The organism is Aliikangiella marina, from assembly GCF_007004765.1.
Classification (GTDB): domain Bacteria; phylum Pseudomonadota; class Gammaproteobacteria; order Enterobacterales; family Kangiellaceae; genus Aliikangiella; species Aliikangiella marina.
Map to the genome: position 1 here is coordinate 170131 of NZ_VIKR01000006.1, position 25639 is coordinate 195769.

At 43.8% G+C, this 25639-nt stretch carries 11 protein-coding genes; all 11 read left to right on the forward strand.

What is annotated here, in order from left to right; translation table 11 throughout:
• The gene (locus FLL45_RS20330; RefSeq protein ID WP_210247252.1) at window positions 1-648 is read left to right on the forward strand and encodes a phage baseplate assembly protein V; all 648 of its coding nucleotides are present in this window, start codon (window positions 1-3) and stop codon (window positions 646-648) included.
• A 21-nt stretch (window positions 649-669) separates the two neighbouring features.
• Entirely contained in the window at window positions 670-2319 is a 1650-nt protein-coding gene (locus tag FLL45_RS20335) for a hypothetical protein (RefSeq protein ID WP_142943902.1), read from the forward strand.
• Window positions 2320-2360: 41 nt separating this feature from the next.
• On the forward strand, window positions 2361-2756 hold the full coding sequence (locus FLL45_RS20340; protein WP_142943903.1) for a GPW/gp25 family protein: 396 nt from the start codon (window positions 2361-2363) through the stop codon (window positions 2754-2756).
• Between the two features lie 58 nt (window positions 2757-2814).
• Window positions 2815-4974 (forward strand): baseplate J/gp47 family protein, encoded by a 2160-nt coding sequence (locus FLL45_RS20345; protein WP_142943904.1) that lies wholly within the window; start codon window positions 2815-2817, stop codon window positions 4972-4974.
• Entirely contained in the window at window positions 4974-7328 is a 2355-nt protein-coding gene (locus tag FLL45_RS20350) for a phage tail protein (protein WP_210247253.1), read from the forward strand. The genes FLL45_RS20345 and FLL45_RS20350 overlap by 1 nt, the downstream gene beginning before the upstream one ends.
• A gap of 26 nt (window positions 7329-7354) precedes the next feature.
• Window positions 7355-8287: a hypothetical protein gene (locus tag FLL45_RS20355; protein WP_142943905.1), complete on the forward strand. Its 933-nt coding sequence runs from the start codon at window positions 7355-7357 to the stop codon at window positions 8285-8287.
• Window positions 8288-8305: 18 nt separating this feature from the next.
• Complete coding sequence (locus FLL45_RS20360; RefSeq protein WP_142943906.1) at window positions 8306-10021, forward strand: hypothetical protein; 1716 nt, start codon at window positions 8306-8308, stop codon at window positions 10019-10021.
• An 83-nt stretch (window positions 10022-10104) separates the two neighbouring features.
• Window positions 10105-13821 carry a hypothetical protein gene (locus FLL45_RS20365; protein ID WP_142943907.1) on the forward strand — a complete coding sequence of 1239 codons (3717 nt, stop codon included), beginning with the start codon at window positions 10105-10107 and terminating at the stop codon, window positions 13819-13821.
• 18 nt (window positions 13822-13839) lie between these two features.
• Window positions 13840-15453, forward strand: a complete 1614-nt coding sequence (locus FLL45_RS20370) for a hypothetical protein (protein WP_142943908.1) — start codon at window positions 13840-13842, stop codon at window positions 15451-15453.
• A 9-nt stretch (window positions 15454-15462) separates the two neighbouring features.
• Window positions 15463-17451, forward strand: coding sequence for an ATP-binding protein (locus FLL45_RS20375; RefSeq protein ID WP_142943909.1), 1989 nt, complete (start codon window positions 15463-15465; stop codon window positions 17449-17451).
• 42 nt (window positions 17452-17493) lie between these two features.
• Window positions 17494-25617: a hypothetical protein gene (locus FLL45_RS20380; RefSeq protein ID WP_142943910.1), complete on the forward strand. Its 8124-nt coding sequence runs from the start codon at window positions 17494-17496 to the stop codon at window positions 25615-25617.
• The last annotated feature ends 22 nt before the right edge of the window (window positions 25618-25639 follow it).

Sequence of the window (25639 nt, forward strand, 5' to 3'; positions counted from 1 at the left end):
ATGACGACGATGAATCGACATACTCTCGGTAGTTTGCAGAGCGTGCATTTAGCACAGGTCGTTGATAATGCGGATCCTGATGCGAGAAACAAAATAAAAGTTAGGTTGCTCGCAACTGAGATGGAAATTTGGGCGAGTGTTGTTGTTCCTTCTGCCGGCGAGGGGTATGGATTTAGTTGCCTACCAAAAATTGAAGAGACGGTCGTAATTGCATTTGTTTCACCAGAACAAGCCTGCGTATTAGGCTCAATTTGGGCAGGCGCTAATTCAGCGCCGAGTGAAGCTGACCCGCAGGAAGACCACTACTTGATTCAAACTCCCTCAGGCACCGTTTTAGAATTTGATGATCAAGATGGTCCCAAAATTGAAGTCAAGACGAGCTCTGGATACTCCATAAAAATTACTGAAGGTGAAGGGGGAGAAATCGATATAAAGCGAGGCGGCCAGAATATAAAGTTGACTTCAAGCGATGTAAAGATTAGTGGGACAAAGGTGGTTGTTGATGCGAGTACTATTGAAATGAATGCGGCTTCAGTAAACGTAAATGCTAGCATATCCAAATTTAGCGGTGTGATACAAACAGATACTATTATCGCGACTTCAGTGGTAGGAACAACTTATACGCCTGGTGCGGGAAATATCTGGTAGATAATTAGTAAGGATAGTTTTGTGAATGCAATAGAACATTTTCATGCAGTGACAATCAGAACGCCACACTATGGTGATCAAGCTGGTGCGCAAATTCATCGCTATTTGGTTCCTGAGTTTGTTCAACAGTTTGAAAACGACCTGAATAAAAATAGGTTAGATTCGGCTGATCTATCGGTATGGCAGGAGAAGGACCGATTTAGTAAACATGATGATAATGTCGTACTACGTTTGCCTATGCACAAAACATTTTATTTAGTAAGTTGTGAAGTTGCCTGTCAAAGACTCGGCTTACCAGCGCTAGATGAAGAAAAAATCACCTCTGCGGGTTTTGTGATTCGTAGGCTGTCAAATGGCAGAGAGTTTAGCTGGATGATTGATGAAGATGAAGCGATTGGCTGGGAGGAAACTGCCACCGGATTTCGTGATCCTGATGTCCACCGTAGAATGTGTCGTGACGGTACGCTTCACCCTAGAGAAGATGTTGCTACCTATACCGGTGAGAAAACACATCCAATGCATCCTAAAAAAGCTTTTGATAAGTCGGGTAAACGTCGAACCGTCTTGTATGGATATATTCCCTTAGGTGGTAGCTTTGTACCAAGAAGAGAAAGTGGTGTTTCATCGTTTGAATCTGATTCGATGAACGAGTTTAAAGCTGCAGCCGCGCAACATCTCAGTTGGCCTTATGGTTTAAAAGATAGCGGAAGCAAACAGTGGAAAAGTCGCTTTACTCAACCGGTCGAGCAAGGTCAGGCATCGAAAGAGTTCTTTGAATTATTACGTTTATTAATTAACCGTTATCACCTTGGTGAGAGCGATATTGATGAAAATGAGGCGCTCACTGAGTTAGCCAAAAGTATCTACTTTTATTCTCACGATGACTTGATGAAGAGCTCATTTAACGATTACACCAAAGGTAATTACGAGAACACTAAAAAGTATAGTTTGTTTGGTTGGATGGAGAGTCATTTTCAATCCGACGATAATGGTATTGTCGCCTGGATGTCCAGACAGGAAAAATTGATTGAGGCATTTGGAGAGCTTTCAACTGATTTTGAATTTGAAAAATTGCCTGCAAAAGATAATAAGGGATTACTCAACTTTTCGCTCTATATTACAGCGAGCGAAGCGAGAGAATTTCGTACGCTGCTAGAGCAACGTGTTATTGCGAATGCGGAAGCTTTAGCACAAGAAGTACCAATTCCCAAGTTCGGCCAAACGAAAGAAGATGTTTATCAAATTGTTCCGTTTGTCCGTGCACTCGATGACCATGATAAAGAGCGGATTTATTGGGCTGATAGCACAACAAAAACTCAGTTTTTTCGCGTTGCCGCGCCATTTGATGCAAAAGCAACTCGGCCTTCTATGATTCAAATGCCTTCATTATCGGATTTAAAAAATGGTATGGCAAAGGGGGCTAGTATGATTACGCCTCCGGATACTTTTAATTTGCTTAACGCACTGAATTTGAAGAAAGGCGCAAGTGAAGACGTATTACCCGCCGATGAACCCAGTGGGATTGGTATACAGTGGATATGCTCATTCAGTCTACCAGTCATTACCTTAGTTGCGATGATTATTTTAATGATCATGATATCGCTGTTAAATATTATTTTCTTCTGGTTGCCTTGGGTGAAAATATGTTTGCCATTTCCCAAGTTTAAATAAGGTTGATGATAATTTATAGAGTTTGCAGAGAGAGTTAACAATTGACTAATACAACACAACCGACAGTTATTAGCTGGCCTCTTGAAGGAATTGACGACGATGGTCGTTGGTCATATGCGAATGATGAAGAGAGTGTTCAACAAGTGATACGGAATATTTTATTAACGCGGCCAGGAGAACGACTTATGCGCTCGGATTTTGGTGCCGGCTTAATGGACTTTATTCATCAACCGAATAACCAGACGACTCGTAACTTGATGGCCAATGTCGTCAAGAAATCGATTCAACATTGGGAAACTCGAGTCAATGTTGAAAGTGTTGAGGTGTTACCGGTCCAAGGAAGTTTGACCGTGGTACAAATTTTGATTCGCTACCAAATGAGATTTACTGGTGCGATTAACCAACTGAACTTAAGCCTGGCGCTCAATCAAGTATAAAACGCTTTAACGGCTTAATTCTAATTAAACGATTGTAACGAAAAGGGATCTAACGACTATGCCATTACCGATTCCAAATTTGGATGATAGGCGATTCAAAGATTTAGTCGAAGACGCCAAAGCAAGACTAATGACCCATGTACCTGAGCTTACTCAGATAGCACCGGGTGACCCGGCACATGCTTTTGTCGATTTATTTGCTTATTTAACAGAGTCCATTTTATTTAGAGCTAATCTCATTCCAGAAAGACAGCGTCGAGTTGTCTTAAACTTATTACAAATTCCGCTACGAAATGCCGTCGCATCGAGAGGTGTAGTTTGTATCGACTCCGGAGCACGACGCGCTTCATTACCTTCTTTTATTCCTGACGGCGCTCAGTTAAAAGCGAAAAACATACAATTCACAGGAATTGGTGAGTTACAACCAACGCCGCTGGTATTAAATGTTTCGATAAAAACCAAAGTGGCTGATGAGACACTGACTGAGATGGGAGTGACTCAGCAGGCTTTACGCGATCAATACGGCTTAAAGAACTCCGATAAGCCACTTGCTTTTGAACCCAAGTCGTTTGAGTTAGGAAACGAAACACTTGCGCTCACAAATTCGATCGATAGCCGGTTTTATTTAGCGCTTACTGTTCCCAAAACATTGCGTGTCGCGAGAGATACCGTCAGAGAAAATTTAGCAGGAGAACTAATTAATATCGCTATTGCGCCGGCGGACGACTTATTAGCGGAAGAAATCGATTCAATGTCTGACCGTGAACTGGTTTGGGAGTTGTTATCGCAAGATGAAGAAGGGAACTTACTCAACCTGCCTCTAGACGTCGTTTACGATAGTTCACGCGGAGGCCGTCAAATTGGTGTTGTGCGTCTGAGACTTCCCGACAATGCAGACTTGTTCGATGATTTAGCCGCAACCGATCCTATGTTCGCAGGACTCGGCAATGCGCCGCCTGAACTCCCTGCGAATATTGGCGAAGGCTTAGTTGCACTTTGGATTCGATTAAGTTGCCCAGATGAACCGGATCTCTCGCTCGGCTATCTTGGCATTAACGGGTTGGAGGTCAAAGGATGCGGACAAAAAAATAATGTGGTCATTGGAGTGGGTTCCGGTAATCCTGACCAAGTTGTTAATTTGCCTGATCAGCGAATCGATAAAGAGTCACTCGTGCTTCAAGTAGAAGAGGATAACGCTTGGGTAACTTGGCAGCAAGTTGACGTTTTAGTCGGCTTAGGCGGTGAAGCAAAGGTCTATCGGCTAGATGCAAATCAAGGTGTGGTGTATTTCGGTGATGGCCTTGAAGGCGGTAAAAGACCTGCGAAAGGTAAACGCATTCGAATTGGCACCTATTTATATGGTGGTGGGGTAGAAACTAATCTACCGATAGACTCAATCAAAGAAATTTCTAATGGTAGTCAATTAACGGTAAGACATGAGTGGCCATGTAAAGGTGGCATCGATGCAGAGTCAGTCGAACAAGCGGAAAAGCGGATACCTGAATACCTCACTCATCGAAATCGCGCGGTTACTAAAGAAGACTTCCAATTACTCTGTATGAGCAACCCAGTAACCCCGGTGGCACTCGCCGAAGTGATAGAGGGGTTTGTACCGGGAGCGACAATCCAAGCCGCCAGACAAAACGTTCCGGGTGCCGTGTCTGTTTTTGTTTTACCGCCTAAGTATCCAGCCTTGAGGCAAACTCCTAAAGCAACTCGAGGGCTCCTTATAAATATCTATGAATATTTAAGTCAAAGAACCTTGGTTGGTACTGAGTTGTATGTGCTCAGTCCTGAATTTGTGCCAATGGCCACGGGGGTCATGATTGATGTCTTGGAGAGTTCGAGAGAACAAGAAATTAAACAGGCGGTACAAAACGCACTTGTACAATATTTGTGGCCTGTTTCACCAGGCGGAGTCAACAGCCAAGGCTGGGGAATGGGGGTTACGGTTGCTGCTAATGAGCTGATGACTGTTGTTTCTCGCGTCGATGGCGTTAGGGCAGTTAATGGTTTTAGTTTATTTATCAATTCAGAGGACAGTTGGACTCGCCTGCCTGAAGATGGAGAGATTATTTTGCAGCTTTATCAATTGCCCGAATTACTTGGTGTAAGCGTTGGTATTGGCGATGGTGAACCGGCATTTCCTTCAGGTATTGAGCCTGAGACTGATTCCAGTCGTTTGATTCCGGCACCGGTTATTCCGGAGGTTTGTTAGTGGACGCCAATCAGCAATCTTATTTTTTGATTCGCGAAGCGGAAGAATTTTCAAACCGTTCTTCACGTATGGTTTGGGACGCCGAGCGAAAAGCATTGGTGCTTGCTCAAAATCAAGATATTAAAATTTCGAGAATTAGCGCCATAGACGCCGTGCTCGCTTGGGAAAATTCGACACCATTAGCCATTGATGAGTTTTATCAACAAGCGCGACTCTCTTCCGATGGAAGCTACATCGAATATAATTCTGGTCGGGGGTTTCAACCTTTGATGGATGGAAATCTTCGTTTAGTCGACGCGCCTTACGGAAATTTTACCGATATCGCCGTGGGTGGAGATGGTCGCCTTGTCGCAGGCTATTCGAATGATAGTGATCAGCATGGCTTACTAGTTTTCCAATTAGCGAAACGATGGCAGGCTGCGGTTGCGCTAGTCGAAAAACCGATTCGTGTCGCAATTGATCAGGAGAACAGAGTTTGGGCGGTGAGTGAAGCGAACTTATTTTGCTGTGAGGGTGAACCAATTCCTCATGCTTACCAGCCTCAGGCTACTAGGTTTGAGCCGGTTGAAATAAACCCAAACCCCTTGCGTTTGATCTATCAGAAACCATTAGACGGAACTGACATACCGCTTGCGCTAAATATCGATGATCAACAGCTCGGGATATTAGTTCGCCATGGTGATGATACACAATCCATTTTACTGGAGAATTTTAATCAACCCAGTGAAGATTTTGAGCGTTATTTAATTCAGTCAGAATATGGCTTAATGACTGATTTTGCATTTTTAACCCATTCTAAAATCGCCGGTTTAGTTCCAAGAGATCCGACAGATACTGAATATCGTCAGCGTGATTGTTTAATCGTCGCTTTAATTAGTGAAGCCAACGGTGAAAATAGCGGTGTCGTGCTGAGAGAGCGTTACCCAATGTTATCGCAATTTTCGGCGCGATTTGTTCGTTCCGCTGATGGCATTAATCGATATCAGGCTGAGGTCTCGATTGATTCTGAACAGGCGTTGGCCGGTTATCAAGTTTATCCTCGTCAAGTACTCGCTTTGCCAAGACCTAAATATATAACCGCAGCGATGGCGAGTTTGAGCGAACAGCTAGACTCGTCACAACCTGATACAGTATGGCATCGTGTTTATCTAGAAGGTTGTATTCCAAGTGGTTGTAAAGTTACTCTGTACGTTAAAGCCTACAATAGCCCCGAAGAAAAGACGACGAGCAGATACATCGAACAACCTGATTGGATTTGGTGTAACCACCGCTCTGAACAGGCATTTGGTCAAGGTCTTGTATCCGCTAAGCCAAACTCGAGTGGTTTATTTGAAGTTTTATTGCAAAGAGATTCAGGACCGGTAAGACGGATTACGGGACGATACTTGCAAATCCGATTAAAGCTTGAGAGTAATGGCAAGTCTACGCCAGAAATCCATGCCCTGAAAGTTTATTATCCTCGGCACTCATATCAAGAGGCTTATCTACCACAACACTTTCATCAAGAGAATAGTGTCGACAAATCGCTCGATCATTTAAATGCGAACGGAGCCGATGTTCGTGAGAGACTTTTAGCGGCTTTTGAAGGCGTGCTTACGCCCATTGAAAACCAAATTGTTGCGGCAGAAACAATAATTAATCCGCAAAACACACCGTTGAATAATCTTTACTGGTTAGCAGAGCTTTTTGGTCAACGAATTCAATCTCATTGGCCTGAAGATAGGCAAAGAAGCTGGATAGAAAATGCAGGGAGTATTCAGAAGTTTCGTGGAACATTATGTGGGTTAAATCAAGCACTTGATATTGCGACTAGCGGTGGTGTTTCAAAAGGGCAAATCGTCGTTGTTGAAAATTATTTATTACGAAGGACGATGTCAACGATTTTAGGTCTTGATATGGATGATAAACAACATCCTTTAACACTCGGAACAGGTGAAAGCGGCAACAGCATTGTTGGTGACAGTTTGTTTTTATCAGATGAACATTCAAGAGAGTTTATGGCTTTGTTTGCAGAAGAATTAGGCGATGATTCTGACCAGAAAACTGTTGATAAATTTTTTGATAAATACGCGCACCGGCTTTCAATTCTTGTCCATGGTGATGCGCAAGCTCAGGTACAGGTTGTCAAAGAAGTATTAACAACACAGGTGCCAGCACATCTTGAATGGAAGATTATCGAAACTGATACACCTTTTGTACTTGGCCTAGCACCGCTATTGGGTATTGATACTTACTTAGAAAATGAAGTGAAAGGTCGCCCTGTTATTTTAAATGATATCTATTTAGGTAAAGAAGGATTACTTACAAACCCTGCGGCATTTTCTCCGCAGGATATTAACGCCCGTGTTAATTAACATGAGGATAATAATGAGGATCAAACATGAGTGAATCAGCTGAAGAAATTAACACACTAGAACAGGATGTTGATTTGGCCGTTCATTTAAAACGCGTTGCCTATCATGCAGGTATGATGTTGGGAATTGATGCAACTAAAGATGAGCAAGCTTATCACCGACGTCGAGTCAATCGACTCAATTATTGGATACAAGGGTATGGCACTTTACTCGGGATGGTGGTAACCGTCTCACCAGAATCATCCAGTGAGTCCGATCCGATTTTAACTCGGCTTATTGTTAGCCCAGGTGTTGGTATTGATGCGTTAGGTAGGGAAGTTTTAATCAACGAGGACTACTGCATTGACCTCGGTGAGTGGCTGCGTGCACAGTCGGAGACTGATCTCCGTGAAGGCTATGATGAAGTCGAAAATCGGCTATGGCTTAAAGTCGTCGTTAGATATCAAGATTGTGATGTCGCCAAACAACCGATAGTCGGTCGTAAGCTTAATTTGAGTACAGATGCTGTGCAGTCGAGTCGAAAAGCAGATAGCGTATTTTTAACTATAGTGCCTGAAATTCCCCCAGAAAATGAAACAAGGTACAAGCCTTGGTCATCACACGATCCAATTGATGATGAAACGCCCGACGGTCTCAACCTTACCGAAGAGAACTACTTAACTGCAGTTGAAGGTGCTAATGAAGAAGCGTTCCGATTATTACAATTGCACTCGAGAATGTTATTCGCGTTACAGAATAATGCGGTAAACCCGCCGATACAAATCGATCAAATAGCCGATAGTGGTTTTATTTTACTAGCGAGATTTGCTATTGAAATTAGTGACTTAAATATTATTTTAGATGCCCAAGAAGGAGAGGCCGTAGTTAATCCGAACGATATTTATGTTAACAACTTAGTCAGGCCCTTTATCACTACCTCAAGTCAACTCGACTACTTATCACGGACTAGCGGCGAATAGCCAGGAGAGGAGAAAACTATGTCTTCGAACATTACCGAACGATTTGGGTTTCAACCCGCAGGTAAGCAAATCGCTTCTCGCAAAGGCTTACAGAGAGTTGCCGATGTTGACCCTCGATTAACTCGTTCACATTATTTTGACAATCGATTATTGACCGAGAAAGATCTCAATCGCGATCAACTTTATTTAGATAACCGCTTAAGAGAGGTCGGCAAAGCGCTCGGTTACGGTGTATTAAATGGACTCGAAACAGCGTTTGACTCGCTAGATGGAACAATTCAAGTTTCTCCCGGTGTGGCGATTTCTGAAGCCGGTAGAGTTTTAGAGTTAACTAAGTCACTGAGTTTAGACTTGGGCGATAGAGCTAGTCTTACTGGACTCAATCATGGTGGTGCGAGGCGATTGAAGCGCGGATTATATGCGATTGTTGTTGAGTACTCTGAACAAGCGACTGACATAGCGGAAGTATTTCCAACTGATTTGGGTGAAACTCGAGGCTTTAATTATGACTTAGTGACAGAGGGGGTTCAGTTGTCTATTAGTCGGCTGCCCATTCCGTTTGCGCGTCAAAATAGTTTACAAATAAGAGCTAATCTAGCCGCTCGATTTTTCGGCGACTCTGGGTTGACTGGAATCATCCCTGATGATTCAGTAGCGCTTGGCGTTATTGCAATCGCAAATGACAGAATTCAATGGTTGGACTCAACTTTATTAAGGCAACCGTTACGTGCATCGGCTCAACCAGGTGATGCACAAATGGATCTTTACGAACAATACCAGAATCTATTTGACGACGTAATTGCCTATCGACAAAGCGGCTCTTTATCAACGGATTTTCCAGCGAGTGAATATTTTCGATTACTTCCTCCGGTGGGCAGCCTACCTAAATCTGCACTTGACCCAGTAACCGGGCGTCAAAGTTACTTTCCAGAAAATTATACGGTTTCGATTTCGCCGGTACGTAAGTCGGAACTTAATCTGATTTTGCAAGAATCTATGGTGCTGCCACCACTCGATTTAGCTTTAGATGAACCGCAGGATATTGTCGTACTAGCGCCTTTGAATAATCAAGATTATGGACATCTGGCGCAAAGACTAGAACGGCCACTCAATGTTGATAATCGAAAGTTACCGCATCTTGATTTGTTACGTTTGAGACTTTATCCGAGACGTCCAGTGCACGAGTTAAACACCGATGAAAGTGCTTGGCAGGCGATCTGGGATATTGTTGAAGAGGATGATTTAATCTTTGTACGCAGGCCGCAAAGAACCGCCGAAACCAGGGTGAGCGGAATTGTATTAGCCCAAGGTTTCTCTTTGCCCAGTACGATACCTGAGGAACCCGTTGCGAGTCCTGCGGATCAAGGCTTTTTACAAACGGAAGATTCGGTATTCTTAAATCGAGTCAATTTTGAATTATTAACTCGTATTCGTGGTGGAGCGTCAGAGGAAAGCGACCCTGCTGTTGACGATTTGCTCAATGAATTCTCTGAACAGTCACAAGTCATTCAACATGCGATGCAAATTTTATTGAGAGTCGAAAGGCAGTATGACCCATTGATTTGGCGAACAATTCTAGCCGTTGCGCGAAATGAACAAACCAATGATTTTTATGAGCAATTAACTGAAGGCCAACAAAATGATCAATCAACAAGAGAAGTAATTGTTGAGATAGGGGCTAGTTTTGGATTGGAGCCTGAGCTGGTTTCTGCTTGGTCTGATTTTGAAGAATAAAAATTTGATTATCATTTTTAGCAATTAGATCTTTCGAAGTATAAAGCAGTCGTAGTAGGGATTTATTGCATGAAGGAAATAATATGAATCACATTATATTAACCGAACATATTGCAAGCGATCGTAAACTGGAGCGTTTAAATTTATTTGCTGGAAGGCAAATGGGTGAGGAAGAGTTTGACCGCTCTCAGGCCTATGCCGATCGTCGTATAGAACCTTTGCTAAAAAATAAGTTCGCCGGAATTGTATCTGGACTAGAAATTCGAAGCTCATCCAATAATTTAGAAGAGGGTGTTACCGTCAGCCCAGGCATTGCCGTTGCAGGTAATGGCTTAATGTTGGGCCTTTATTATCCATTACGAGTAACCTGGCAAACATTGCTCGAGGAATATTTGTCCGAAACCAATGCTGCAAAAGCCAATGGTGTTTTTTATTTAACGTTGCGCCGAACGGAAGCATATGTTGATGCAGATCCGACAATATTGCCTTGTCAACGTACCGAATTTGATCCAACAAGAGATGCAACTCGAGTTGTCGTAGGCACACTGGGATTACAAAAACTCGGAATTGAACCATCAATCGTTAATTCAACGAGTCAATCGCAAATCGAAAATTGGGTCGCTGCCAACAATGTTGACGCTACGTTCCTAAACTCAATGAAAAATGAAGTACCGCTAGGCTTGCTCGCTGTGTCAGAAAACACCAGTGATAACGCAGAGGATCAGCCATTTGTTGTCAGTTGGTTTTCACAGCCATCAGGTAACTATCGCTCGATAGCGGACAGTGGCTATCATGTTCTGTTGCAGCAAGTTAACCATGCATTTCGAAGAGCATTGCTTGGCGCCGACAGTCGCCCTGACGCTATGTCACTCATCACTTATCTTGAAGACAATTTACAACTTGATTTTTTACCGGCAGCCGGAGAATTACCAAAAGAAATTATAAGCGATATCGACTCTCTAAATCCATCCATTGGCTGGCTGCCCGGACATCTCGGGGTTGATATGGTCGCTATTCCTGAGGATACCGCCGTTGAAATGGTAGAACGTCACTTACCTAGGCGCGTAATTGATTTAAGAGTACCCGCCAATGACCGGATTAGACTGCTGTTGGCTGTCGACGAAAAAGATTACAAAGATGATCTTCTCGACTACCCGCAAACCGATAAGCAGCTTGAAAGTGATATGTATAAGTATTTCAAAAGAGCTTATCTCGTATGGAGCGAATGGATAACGAAATACAATCAACTGTATTTCGTGGTCGATGATGATGTTTTAGAGCCTGAGGATCTTAAAGTACTCGATTTACCTAAAAAAGTCAGTCGTCCTCAATTACCCCAAGATTTCTTCGAGCAAATTATTGAAGAATCGGAAACTGAAGTTGGGTTGACTGAATCGAACGAATATTTTTATCCCTATAGTGAAGGGCGTCCTAGTTTTCCGAGTTTTTATCAACAATGGGGGGTAGTGACTGGTTCTGGAAGCAACATGAATGTCATGCCTCCGCCGATTACTGAGCCCGATGAAGACGGTCTGGTGATTAAATATACTATTGCTCAACATGAATTGGAGTCACTCGATAATCAGATCAGAGCCACTAGAACTCGTTTAGAGAAGACTCGTGATTATTTATTGTTGCAACGCCAACAACTCGATAACCAAACCGTATCAATGGCTGCATTAGCTGGCGGCGTTGCGGGGGATGGTTCGGGGTTGCAGGTTGCAAGGTGGTTACCCTTTACGCAGCTTAAAAAAATCGACGCAGATGCAAGTGAAGGCGGTGGAGAAGGCGGCGGAGGTGAAACCGGTGGTGATGGAACTGGTGGCGACGGAACTGGCGGAGAAGGTTCGGGCACCGTCAACCAGACTTACACACCGTTTATTCAAGCGATAACTCCGTCCTATATTAACTATGCGAGCAAAACTGCTGCCAGTAGTTCTGTCATTCAAAATGCCATTCAATCGACAAGTTCGAGCAAGACTACCTTATCTAAAAGCACGAGTCAGCTTTTATCAAGCAACACCCTAAAGTATGCCAATAGCAACTCTAACTTGCTTTTCGCATCGACTCTCAGAAAAACGCCAACTATTTTGTCTACACTGCAATTCAATCTTAACAATTCTCGTTTGGATAAAATTGCCGAAGCCCCTCGGCAAGCATTAACTAAACCAGCTTTTGAAGCCAAAGAGTTTAGGTTTGGTACCCTTGAGCATGTTCGTCCGGAAATACAAGAGTATAAAAAAGCTCACCGAGGAATGAGAGAGCTGATTACGACACTCGTCGAATTGTTTGACAAAACCGAAGCGAATTCATTGCAAAGTACATTAGAAGCATACGGTACGATCAAAGCTTTAGGTGAGCTTGAGTTACCCGCACCGGCAAGAACTCAAGAAGAGTTAGAGCAGGCAGCAGTAATTATTTACGAAGAACTATTTGCGATTAGTAAAATTTTGACTCATCAGATTGCCTATATGGAAGGTCGTTACAATCGTATCGAAGCACTACTCGAGGGTAAACTCAGAGCTAGAATCAACAAAGAAGCTGAAATTGAAAAGCTCGCTTCTCTTATTCATAAAGCGACCCAAGAATTAGAGGGGATTGATAAACGACGTATCGAATTTTTAGGTGATTATGGGGTAACACAACGGTTAACCGATGAAGACTGGTTAGATGTTTATCATTTAACCCAAGAGCGTAGTCGTATTCTTAACCACAGTGTAAAAGGCGTGTATTTCGTCAGGGAAAGGCAAACGTCGCTCAGCAAGCCTCTGGCTGATCCACTGGCTTTGCGATACGGCCAATCTGACGATATCGTCCCTGGCTGTGATTGGGATGCCGATCCAGAGTTACCCGAAGAATTGGAAGATTTCTTTGACACTGTTTTAGAAGTACCGATGAAGGATTGGGCTAACCTCAATGAGTTAGAACCACTTATTCCAAAACCTACGCGATTAAAATATATTTATCAAATCCGTCAAACACGGTTAGCCGATAAGCATGCGCGTAAACGAGTCACTAGCCAGTTGTCTCCTCGTTTTAATCGACCGATTAAAGCGTCATTGTTTTCTGTGAGAGTCCAATCGCAATCAATATTGGAGCAAATGACCAGGATTAGTTTTCCGCTGAGAGTTAAATCAGCCAAGCAGCGCGCCAAAGAGGCTGCTCTCGTCATGTCGTTGGAAGACTTAGTGACTGGTACTCGCGGGAAGTTGCAAAACGAATCACAAAAGCTTATCAGAAGACTAGAGCAGGCGATTGACTGCCTTTTAGCAAAGCTCAATGAACTCCCGCCATCTATTCGCTTGCAATGGGCTCAGCTTGCTGAAGATGATCGGATTCGGGTGCGTAATCCTGCTTTTTGGCCTGGATTAGAACGGGCAGAGAAGGATGACTTTAATGCGACGCGAACCGTAGCCGAACTTGTTGAGTGGTGGTTTAAACAAATGGATTCAAAAGCTTCCGCGAATGGCAAGGCGGCGATGCGTAATATGATTCGCGCGACCCTCATTCAATCTGCGTTAGGTGACCCCAGTGAAATATTGGAAGGGCAAGTGCAAGTTCCACCAAGACTGTTAGGCATGGGGGAACCTTTGAGACTGAAACTTAATAAGCCAGTGAAACGAGGAACCATTTTACAGTTAATGGATCCTTCTCAAAGAGTCGTGGCGTTATTAAATGTTGAGGATGATGATGATAGTGGAACATTGGCACAAATCTCTAAAGTTTCGATTAAAGACGCGCGAATTGATACAAGCTATCGAGTAGTTGCGAGTCAATCGACCCGACAGTTACTGATTTAATCTTCAAGGTTTAAAAATATGTACCGAGGTGATGACATCATAATTGACCAGCTGTTTGTTCGAGCAAACAAAAAGCAGGTGGCACATTGTGTAAATCAACTCGAGCTTTCAAGTTGGGATTTTAATACTCAGGGGCGTTGGATTTTTGTAAAAAGCGTTTCGGTTAAATCACCAGAAAAGCAACTTAGATTAGCTGCCAGTGAAAAATTAAAACAACTTATTTATGGGGCTAACAGTAGTTCTGATGACAAAAGCAGTCGAGAAGTCGTTGTTTTTGATGACTTTTCCAAGCTTCTTGCGGAACTGATTGGTGATATTTATACAGGTAAATTCGGTTATTGTTGGTACTGGAAAAAATGGCATTATTTACTAAGAGAAACTAAGAATGCTGCATTAACTAGAGCTCTACACGAGAATGTCGGATGCTTACCAGAGGTATTCAATAGACTTATTGAAAAGGGGAAACTTTTAAACATTGTAGATACTTTGTCAGAAATAGAGTGCAAACAGATTCTAAACCAATTAAACAAACTATTTCCGTTATTAAGACGAAATGGTGCAAGTAAGAATGATATCGCTAGTAAAGCAAGCGATTTTTTGTTTGCTCAAGAGTTTTTAAAGCTAGTAGAGCGCAACAGAGTAATGAAAACACTTGTTATTGAATTTGTTAATAAATTTGATGTGCATGATGTTCGTCTTCATTTTGTGTTGTCGGTATTTCTACGGAGCGTAAATCTAAATAGAGAACCGCAGTCTATTTTATCTATGACAATCGGTTTTAAGAAACTAATATGTGAAGAAAATACTCACAATGAAAGTGAGTGTCCTAATAAAGAAGCGACAGCGCCAAATAGTGCAAGTTTAACTTCTGAACAAAAGTTCGCATCAGTAGACAGTGAAAAGCAATCTGGTTTGCAAAAACAAGTAATAGAAGATGGGACCGTTTTAAAAACTGATGGCACTTCAACTTTTAAAGAAGCGAGCAAATTACCAATAGAACAACCGGTAAAAGAATACTGGTTAAATAGTAAGGAGGCTGAGAAAGAAGTAGTATTCAGAAGCGCTTCAAAAGAGAAAGAAGCAAATAATTCTCAGGAGAGTATTAGTGAAGCAAAAAATGATGAATACAGCAGCTTCCTGATAAACACAGAAGAAAGGCCATGTTTATTGTTTGACCATGATTTTGAATCTCAAGCGGTAGGTATCTTTTATTTACTTAACTTACTAAGGTTACCAGAATGTTTAGCGCTAATCCAAGCTGAAGAAAATGACCTAAATCCTTGGTTTTTAGTTTTTGACCTAGGAAGAGTGCTTGAAGTCGAGTTTGATACTGCTATGACTAACTATTTCGAAGAACTTATTATGCTATCGAAGGACGAGTCTATCGATGAGCTTCCTCGAAAACCTTTAACAATGGCGGTTTATCAAACTCTGCTTAAGGATAAGCGCTTAAGCTCATTGATGAGACGCGATTTCTTTCAAGTTTCTGGTAGGGTAAAAGCCTCGGCTGCACACCTTGATTGCTATTTTTCCATGGATGTTATCAATCTTGACTTAAGACTAGTTGGCGCCGACGTAAATCCCGGTTGGCTACCGTGGCTGGGAAAATTGGTCAGTTTTCATTATCAATAAGGAATAAGTATGGGCGATGTAGCTGATAAATTTTATGAATCACTGCTTCAACCAGTCAAGGTTGGCCTGCTGGCTTTTATGAAATTTTCAGGAAGTCAAAACTACAAATCAAAAGGTATTTTAGAGCAAGAACTGAAAGAAGCTTATCAGGATGCAAGTATTCCCGAATGGATTGAACTAAAAGGTTTATTCGAGTGTCAACTCAAAGAGATTCCCAAGAAACGAAGTTTAACGCCAATTGAAAAACTCATAAAGAACTATCAGTTAACGCCAAGAGATGTTTTTATGCTGACGTTAATTGGTGAGCTTGAAGACTCTATGACGCTTGGTTTATGTTTCAATGAACTTCAGTTTCCACAAAAAGGTGAGCGGCCGGCTCTTCATACGATTGCTGCAATACTGGATTACTTGTTCGACGACGCGTCTATCGGTTCATCAATTTTAATGTTTAAAGCTCACCCTTTGATCAAAGATGCGATTTTATCAATTGAAGGTGAAGAACCAATGCCTTTCAGGCGCCTTAAAGTTAATCCTGATTTTTGGTTAAGTTTAAAGTTTACTCAGATTTCTCCTGCTTTGTGTACATTATTGTCGAGCCAATTTTTAAATCAACAGTCACGCTACAATGAGAGTGAATCTAGAATAATTGCTAGTCTTATTGAACAAACAAACCCTGAAAAATTTTACTCTGTTGTGACTCGAGGTGAACCAGGTATTGGAAAAGCAGAGTTTGCTTATTCGTTGGCCCGTCATCTGAATTTAACTGCAGTTTGTGTGTCGTTGGAACAATGGAATCAAGACAAAAGTTTGTCACGCTTATGTCAATATTTAGATTTGTTGCCTGTTATTGCCCCCCAAATAGCACCAGGTGAGTCGATAGGAATTGATTATTATGAAAGTAACTTGGTCGTGCTACTCGGAAAAGAGGGCACGATAGAGAGTAAAAATATTCTTGAAGTAGACTTACAACTTCCATGCAGAGAAGAAAGACAGCAGTTTTGGTCTAATTCGATTAAGGATCATAAATTAACGCAAGAGTTGGCGGATACAGCGATATTGAGCGGGAAGTCGATAGCGACTATAGCTGCTCAGGCAAACCAATTTTCAGAAAAAGAAAACCGAAAGCTCTCTTTAAATGACGTTCTCCGTTCTCGCCGCTATCAAGGCGCTGAAAAGCTAAGACTGTTAGCAGAGCCTGTTGAGCGTTTGATTAATAAAGATGATATGGTTTTCCCTGATTCAGTAAAATTATCGATCGAGCATTTACTGTTGAGAGCAAAAAAGCGACAGTCGATATTTACTCATTTGGGTAGCACGATGAAAGCGACAGCCAACCCAGGTGTCAACGCGCTATTTGTGGGCGAAAGTGGAACCGGTAAAACGCTTGCCGCAAGTTATGTCGCCAACCAATTGGCTGCACCATTATTTAGAGTCGATTTGTCATCGGTAATGAACAAATATATTGGAGAGTCTGAGAAAAACTTATCAGAGGTTTTAACGGAAGCTGCTGCGAAAGATGTCGTGCTGTTATTTGATGAGGCTGATGCACTATTCGGTAACAGAACTGAGGGTAAAGGAACAGGCGAGCGCTTTGCAAATATGCTTACTAACTTCTTGCTCACACGAATAGAGTCACATCCAGGTGTTGTTATTCTCACTTCGAACAGCAAAGACAGAATAGATTCAGCTTTTAACCGCAGGATTGATTTAATGGTTGAATTTCCTGTCCCTGGATTCGCCGAAAGGTTAGCACTATGGAATTGTCACTTGGGCGAATCAAATTTTGATGAATCTTTGAGTTCGAGTCTGGCGAGTCACTGTCAGTTTGCGGGCGGACAAGTTAGAAATGCCGTATTGACTGCTGCTACCGTTGCAAAGAATGGGTCGATTAAACAAGCTGATCTCTATCAAGGTCTAAAGGTGGAGTATGAAAAAATGGGAAGAAATGTTCCGGGTAATTTTCAATATCTAGCCAATGATACAGAATCGTCTTTTTAGCGACTTGCCCATGTTCTAGTTGCACAAGAATACGTATAGATTATGGAGCCGTTGCAAAAAGACAAAAAGCCCAAGTTGCTGAAAAAACAGCAGCGCTCCCGTATGGTGCAGAATAAAAAAAAGACGCAGCGCGAGTCCAATCATCAAAGCAGTGATAATTTTTCGTTTCCGGAATATTTAGTTGCGCGCTCGAATTTAAGTTTAAACGCTGATGGTGGAACTCAATCGGGATTGTCTGCGTCGGAATTATTAGAGAGTTTTCCATTAGATATTCTTTTTAATCGAAGGTTTGATTTAAATTTTGGGCAGGATACTCAAGAATTTAGTCAAACACCCATCGAGCAAGCATCAATCAGTTCGAATGATGAACCTCAATTACCGGAGCGGGTCAGAACTTCAGAGAATCAGGTTGCTGATGATCACTCAGAAGAAAACTTAACCAGACAGTCACTTAATACTGAGAATTCAGAAGAATCAGGTAGGACGAGTTTTGATCGAGTTCTGCCGCGCGAAAGCGAGTCAACAGCTGATATATCAACACAGGTCTCCGAATCAGACTCAAGTATTATAGAAAATGAAATCGCTTTAGAGAGTAGAACTTCTCACGAAAGGAGTGAGGCTGAACGACAAGATGTTGAACCTGCTGTATCGACAAGTGAAACACAAACTAGTTCTGTCGGTTCTCAAACTTCAACAAATGGTACTCTAGCCGGAGACTTATTAATCCAAGACTCACTATCCTCGGATGATTTAGATCCCGGAAACTTGTCCAGGGAATTAAACGAGGAAGATCTTAGTGAGTCAGATTCTTCGTTACAAGAGGAGCCGCAAAACGAATCCATTTCCACAAACTCAATCGACAGCACTCAAGAGACTCCGCTGACCGAACCTTCTTCCGAGGAGAGCGAAACAGAAGAAATTGTTGACGAAATTTCACCGGTTGAAGAGAGCGTTGCTAATGAGCAACCAGTCGAGGATTTTACTGAAGATACTCTTTCTGACGCGGAATCTGAGGGTGAAAATCAGTCTTCGAGCCTACCTAGTCCTCCAAGTGGTAGCGTTTTGTTAGGACCAGTTGTCGGAGCCATCAGACAGAGAGCAGCTGGATTACCCAATGGTGAAATTACCGCAGGAACTGCTGCCAGTCGTCGTGCTGAGGCGCTGTCTAATCAAGCACAAGAAAATCAGCAACAAGCTGCTGATGGTGTTAGAGATAGCGCCGCCAATGCGATGCCACCGGTTCCTGAAGACCTACCGGCAAGTATTCTTGGGGAAGATAATCCCGTCCCGGGAATTACTCAAGTACTGGATGCCGCGTCTAACCAGAGGCTGGAGAATCAAAGCCCACCTAATCTCGAAGAGTCTCCGCAAGGTAACTGGCCGGTTTTAGGTAGTCGACCTGTCTCTCCTTCAACAATGAGAAGACTTCGAGAGATCGATATGGAAACGCCGCCGGTCGGTGAACAAGAGGAACAACAACGACAAGGTTTACTGGCATTAAGAGAGAGGCTCAGTACTCCACCTGAGGTTGCCGAAGGTTATCAAGGTGAAGTTCCTGCATTAGTCGATGTCCCACCTCCCGCACATCCACAGATCCCGGAGCGAAATAAAACGAGACTCTCTCAGGCTTTAGCGAGATTGCTTGCTAATCCTTCTGGTGAAGCTCAGGACATGATTCGCCGAGCCCGCGGTAATGCTTTTGTCGGTGGTGTATTGAATCAGATTGAAGCTACACAAACGCTCGGTGATGACACGATGGTATCGGAATTTGCTGGAGTTCTAGGTGTACAACTCGATGAAATTAGAGCGGAGGCAGGAATTGCTGCTGAGGATCTCGATAGAGAAGTCCAAAATCGTCAGGAAGAATTGGATAGGCAACATGCTGAGCAAGAAGAGCGCCTTCAAATGTGTTTGGTTGATGAGCGAGCTAATGTTGCTGACGCCAACCAGCAAGTCGCGAATACGATCGCGGGTGCAAGACGTGGTATGGACGAACAAGTCGAGGAGGTTCAAGCAGCCTCAGGAGGAGAAAGTAAACGCCAGGCGATCGAGAGTCGAAGAGATAGAATTATTGCTGATATTAATCGTCATGTTGGTACTGAAAAGTCAGACTACAGAAGAGCTGGAGAGACAAGACAAAATGAATTGACAACTTCTGAGTCCGCTCAGATCAATGCGTATCGATTTGCGGCACAACAAGATGAGTTTCAGCTTACTACCCAACGCGATGAAATTATTCCAACAGAAAGTGAAATGCAGCGAGCCCCGCAAGGAACGGACCCTTATGATTTCGCAGTTCAAGATCGAATCGCGCGAAGTAATCGGTGGAAAGATGGAAGAATTCGAAGTGTTAGAGGTAGCTTTACAACCCTTAAAACAGAAGCAACGACAGCTATTTCTGGTTTTCAAACGGAGATAGAAGAAGCGGGCAACAGTGCCCGAGAAGACATTCGGAATTGGGCTAACGAAGAGCTCGGTGAAGAAGAAAGTTGGTGGGATTCAATCATCAACATGCTCAATGATTGGATGGGCGAAGCAGAAGCAGAAGCCGAAGCATGGGAGACAGTTCAAAACCAAGAAACAGTCGTCGTTGCCTCTGGATATATCGACATGCTCGATCAAGTGGAAAGATCGGCTGCTGCTGGTATTACCCAAGAGCAGATGTTAGCGAGAAGTGATTTAACAGCTGAAGAGCGAGCCGTAATTGAAGCTTATTTCAACCCTCCTGAAGGAACTGTCGGTCGCGATCCTATCGGAGCTGTTGCACATGGATTGAAGGAAAGAATATTTTCTCAAAGAGGTCCTGAAATCACGTCGCGAATGGAATCGCAAGTCAAAGATAGTCAACCTTGGAATGTTCTCGACAGAGTTGGCCGAGCATATACATCGGATTTTGATGCAGCAAATAGAGCATCGCAACTAGAGGCCGCTTTTAGGCCTGGCCTCACTGGTTTGGGTACTGAAGAGGAACAAGTTTTCTCAGCGTTATCTGGACTCAATCCTGTACAAGCAAAAGCGGTTCGAAAAGCATACCAACATTTTTACCACCGCACATTAGAAGAAGCGCTCGCAGCAGAGATGGATACTGATGGTGAGGCGAATAGAGCACAAGCATTGTTGTCCGGCAATCAAGCCGCAGCTGATGCTGCGGCTCTGCACATGGCGATGGAAGAGACCTTTCTTAACACAGGCCTGGGGACAGACCGCGATGTAATTATGACTACATTGCGTAACAAATCACCTGAAGAAATAGCTGCAATCACTGAAGCCTATGAGTCCACTTACCCTGGTGACTCTAGTCTCCGAGAATTACTACAAGAAGAATTAAACGACTGGGCCACTTTATCTACCCATGACTCAGATATGGCTATGGCCTACATGGACAGTAACACCGCACTTGCTGACGCAATTGCGATAGATCAGTCGATGCATGGTTTCTCTTGGGGATATGCGTTTAATCTTGCTTATGGTACTGACTTTGAAGAAGGTGGAAGAGATGAGTTTACCGCAGTTACTGATCGGATTCGTCAAGAGGTTGCTGCTCAAGCTTCTTCGAATGAGTGGGACGAGCGACAATTTCAAGCGGAACTTAGCAGACGTTTAGCGGAGGTCGAATCAGCTTATAACTCAGAATATAGCTATCGCGGTTCGCTCAGAACCGCAATTGAGGGACGCTTTGACGAGGGGCCCAACCGTGATTTGCTAGAAGCAACTTTAGACAATGATGAAATTCGCGCAGATGCCGCTCGGGTGGCTATTGAAAGGTACGAAAGTATCGTTTACGCGAGCGATGATGTCATAATCGATGTTGTTGAACGACGATATGATCGGGCATTAGAGGCTGAACGACGTAATCGAGGTCCATTGTTACGACTTCAGATGGAAACTCAACTTTCTCGTGAAGACCAAGCTTATTTTGAAGCGCATGGTGTATATATGACAGGCGCGCAGCGTTATGCACGTCAGCAAGAACTTGAAGTCGAAATGGAGAGGGAGTTAGAGAGCGCCGCACGAGACAGAGCTGAACGCGACACCCAACGTTTAGACGAAGTTTTTAGTGAGGAATACGGTGATCAACATAATGAAGATTTGGAAGATGCTGTTCGTGCTAGCACTAGTGGAACTACTGGAGAACATGCTGTTACCGCGCTTTCGCAAGGCGGTTATTTAACTAGAGACCAACGGTTCGAGTATGCGGTTGGTGGTTATTTAGATGGCACTGATGAAGAAGCTTTACAGCGCGCAATTGAGGGAGCAACGCCAGAAGAATTAAGGGCGATGGATCAGCGTTGGCGGGATTCTCATGGTGGTGAATCACTATTCGATCGTGCGTTAAGTGAGACCAGCGGAACGGACAACATGGACATGCAAGTTGCTCTGATGGGGCGGCCGATGACCATTGACCAAGCACTGCGACGAGAACGATTGCGGGTACAATTAGAGCAACCTACAAACTGGTTTGGTGAACAAATTGCTGGACCAGAAAGAGAAATTCTAGATTACCGTATGGCTGAAATGGAGGCCAATGCGCGTCAGCTAAAAGAGCCTGTCCGAACGCAAGCAGATCGCGATAGACGCGATCAAATCTTAAATGAGTTTGAGTTTAATCAACAAGCTGTTCAAGGTGCAGTCCAACAGCATCGTTCAAGAGTTGCGGCGGTAACAGATGCTGTTGCTAATGCGGCTAGTATGGCCGTGGCAATAGCCGTTGGTGCGCTTATCACCGTCGTTTCGGGAGGTAGTGCAGGTCCTGTTGCAGTTGCCCTCATTGCTTCGTTGGCTGCAACAATGACGAGCATTGGTACTCGTGCTTTATTGATGGGAAATCAATATGGGCAAGAAGAGTTTTTAACCGATGTTGGAATTGGTGTTGTCGATGCAATTGTTGCTGCTGCAACGGCAGGAATAGGCAATCGTTTATTAGGCATTAGTCAAGTTTCTAGAGCAGTTAGTAGCGGAGCCGTTGGAAGCGGTATCCGCGGTACGATGCGAAGAGTTCAGCAGGGACTTGCAAGAATGTTAGCAAGGTTAGGTGACGTTGGTCCGGTTGCTAGACGTGTCCAAGCGTCGCAACTTTTACAAAATATGGCTAAAGGTCCTTGGTATAAAAGGCTAGCCGCTCATGCAGTCGCCGAGTCAGTAGAAAATGCAGTGGGTGCTTTACCAACTGCAGTTGTTGGTGAGGTTATTAACGACAAAAACTGGGAAGGTGGTTTTCAGTTTGGAAATGCCTTCACCAACGTCGCTACTGGCGTTGGCATGGGCGTCGGTATGGGGCTCGGTATGAGTGGTGGTATGGCCGGCCTTGGTCATATTGCTTCTTTTGCTAGAAACCGAGTAACCCGCCCCAATGTTGGCGGTGATTTGCATTTCTCTAGCCCCGATCATTTGCCGACCAACGATGCACAATACAACGCTGCGCTTGATGCCTACACTAGCCGTCCAAATCCCGACGGTACCCCAAGAACACAAGCTGATTTTGATGCGGCCCTTCAAAGAGAGCGGCAGCGTCATCTAGACAGTTTTATGCGTCAGAATCAAGATGCAACAGAAGCTGATTTTGACGCGCAACTTGAACAACACGCGACTGCAAGACGGACTGAATTTGATGAAATGCACGGCGGTCGAAAAGACTTTGATGTTGAAGCTGGTAGAGAAGCTGGAGAACAAATTCAACGAGTCGACAGCGAACAAAAACAACGCCAACAATATGCCGATGAAGTGAGAGATGCGGCACCAGAAGGACGTGGCGATATTGGTGAAATACCCGTTACCGTGCTAAGTGAAGCGGATTTCAAACGTTTAGGCGTTGATGGCGACTCGACTGTTGTAATGCGCGATGGTCAAGCACATTTAGTTGTTAAGGAAGGGGCTGAACCAGCTAGCGTGAGACATCAAGCGCAAAGTTTAGCTGATCAAACAGCGGCGGGAACTGGCGGAAGGAGTGTCAACCCTGCTGATGCCTTACCTAAAGATTTGCGAGGACGGGTTAATGTTGATGTGAATCCAGATTTGCCGCCGCGTTCTGTCGAAGTGCACTACGAAAGTCACAATGGAGTCATCATCGGTATGTGGATTGAAGTGGGTCCTGGTGCTCGTTCAGTCGATATCCAAATGCACGCGCAAACGGTTCGCAGTATGCGCAAGTTGCAAGGCATAAGTGGCAGAGTTCGTCAGTTGCTCAATCGTATGCGACGTTGGGCAAATATGAACCCAGCACCGCCGCCAGGTTCGCGTGCTTTTGAAGCTCGCTTAGAGATGGAAAAGTTACCTGGCATTATTCAAGAGCGAGCCAACGCCCTGCGCAATGCAACTTCACCCGACGAGCAGATCCGGTTGATGGCGGAAGTAGAGCACTTAAAAAGTCAAATGGAGAACCACTCTAGGTTCGTCAATGCGGTTGAATCTGAACCAGGGGTTGGTTATGTGGCCGCCAAAGGTTTAGATCAGCCAGCCTTAACAAAAGCGCTCGGTAAAATTGAGGATCCTGACGCGCGGGCTGCAATTGCTGCGCATACCGAAGATGCTCCGGTGTTGGCTTATTATCATAAATTGATAAACGACATAACCGCAGGCTTAAATTCGCCCGCTGATGTTAGAGCGGCGGTTGACGCTTTTGCAAGTTCGTTTAGAAGGATTGATGAGGTCATTCGGTCAGCTGACGGTAAACCTGATTTGACGATAATGCCAAGAATGATGAATCGGGCACAGAATTCACCCGACGGCTTAAAGTTTTTAACCGATATGCAGCGCGTCTTAGATAATGTCGATTCCGATAGCTCAGGTAGTATTTTGAGAAAAATCGCTTACATGGATGATTCATCTGTTGCGAGTAGAAGCTTATCAGGAATTGTCGACGCTGCTGGCGGTCTGATTGATAATAACCTCCCCGAAGCGCTTAATGGCCAACTCATAAAAGCGGCCTTAGAAGCGAGTCCAGCCGACCGAGGAAATGTGATGCGCTCGCTCGCTCGTATCGCGGAAAATGCAGACGAAGCGCTGATGCAGTCAATCGCTGATAGACTTAATGGTTATGGCTCTGGCACCAGTGGCAGAGGCGCGATGTCAGCCGATAGCCGGGCGAAGTTCTTAAATCAAATGTCGACCCTAATGGATAGGGCACAAGCACTAGCCGATAGCAAGTCACAATACTCTGATCTTGTTGATGCAATGATTTTGGGCGCGACAGATGCACAAGTTCCGGATAAGTATTTTGGTAAAGTTAATCAGTTACTCAGCGATCTGGAAGCTCATGCGAGTAGCCCTGATGCAGGCTCGATTAGGGCCATGAATACTTTGCTCGGCGGCATCGATGATACGGGGCTTCGTTCGGTAATTGATAATGCTCCAGATATTGATGCATCGACACACACGAGTAAAATTGGCACGCAAGATCCTGAAATGCGCTCGTCAGGAAGATTGCTGGATGCTTTACAAAATAGTGATAGTGCAAGAGAGATTGAAGGGTTAGCAGCGACAATCAAGCACATTACAGAACAAAGCATAAAGAACCCTGATACGATCGGAAAACAATTTAGTGAGACCATGGGAAGGCTATCGACTCATGTTGATAGTATTATTAATCGAGGTGAACTTCCTGCGCATTTACGCTCTGCTTTAGCTGATATCGATGCTTCTTTGAAGGAGTTTCATCTTCGCGTCGACGACACGTTCACCTTTAGAGAAGGGGAACGAAGGATACCAGATGAGCTATACGAATCACTTCGTTCAGGCACACCGAGTAAAAAGGTGCTTGATGAAGTTGCAGCTCGACCCGGAGAAACATACACTGACGCAAACGGTAATCCTTTAAAGCAACCATTTGATGACCCTGTATTTGACCATCCCGATAACACGACAACGATGCGAGTTGAAGAGACACTTGAAGCAGATCACATTGTACCTATGGCTGAAATTGTTAAAATGCCAGGGTTTGAACGGTTAACGAGAGAACAACAACTGGCAGTTTTAAATCATCAGGAAAACTTTATGGCGCTGAGTAAATCTGCAAATGCTTCTAAAGGTGATAGTAGCTTTGAAGAATGGACTGTTCATAAATCTTCTGGAAGTCGAGTAAATGAAGAATTTAGACAACGAATGATAACCAGAGAACGTGAACTGAGAGTGATATTGCAAGACTTGATTAACGAGAAACTTGCCGAATAATAAAATAAACGCAATTTTAAAG

Bases quoted from the DNA above. Each gene is read 5' to 3' on its own strand.
- FLL45_RS20330 (WP_210247252.1), top strand. From the start codon at position 1: ATGACGACGATGAATCGACATACTCTCGGTAGTTTGCAGAGCGTGCAT.
- FLL45_RS20345 (WP_142943904.1), top strand. From the start codon at position 2,815: ATGCCATTACCGATTCCAAATTTGGATGATAGGCGATTCAAAGATTTA.
- FLL45_RS20355 (WP_142943905.1), top strand. From the start codon at position 7,355: ATGAGTGAATCAGCTGAAGAAATTAACACACTAGAACAGGATGTTGAT.
- FLL45_RS20360 (WP_142943906.1), top strand. From the start codon at position 8,306: ATGTCTTCGAACATTACCGAACGATTTGGGTTTCAACCCGCAGGTAAG.
- FLL45_RS20365 (WP_142943907.1), top strand. From the start codon at position 10,105: ATGAATCACATTATATTAACCGAACATATTGCAAGCGATCGTAAACTG.
- FLL45_RS20370 (WP_142943908.1), top strand. From the start codon at position 13,840: ATGTACCGAGGTGATGACATCATAATTGACCAGCTGTTTGTTCGAGCA.
- FLL45_RS20375 (WP_142943909.1), top strand. From the start codon at position 15,463: ATGGGCGATGTAGCTGATAAATTTTATGAATCACTGCTTCAACCAGTC.
- FLL45_RS20380 (WP_142943910.1), top strand. From the start codon at position 17,494: ATGGAGCCGTTGCAAAAAGACAAAAAGCCCAAGTTGCTGAAAAAACAG.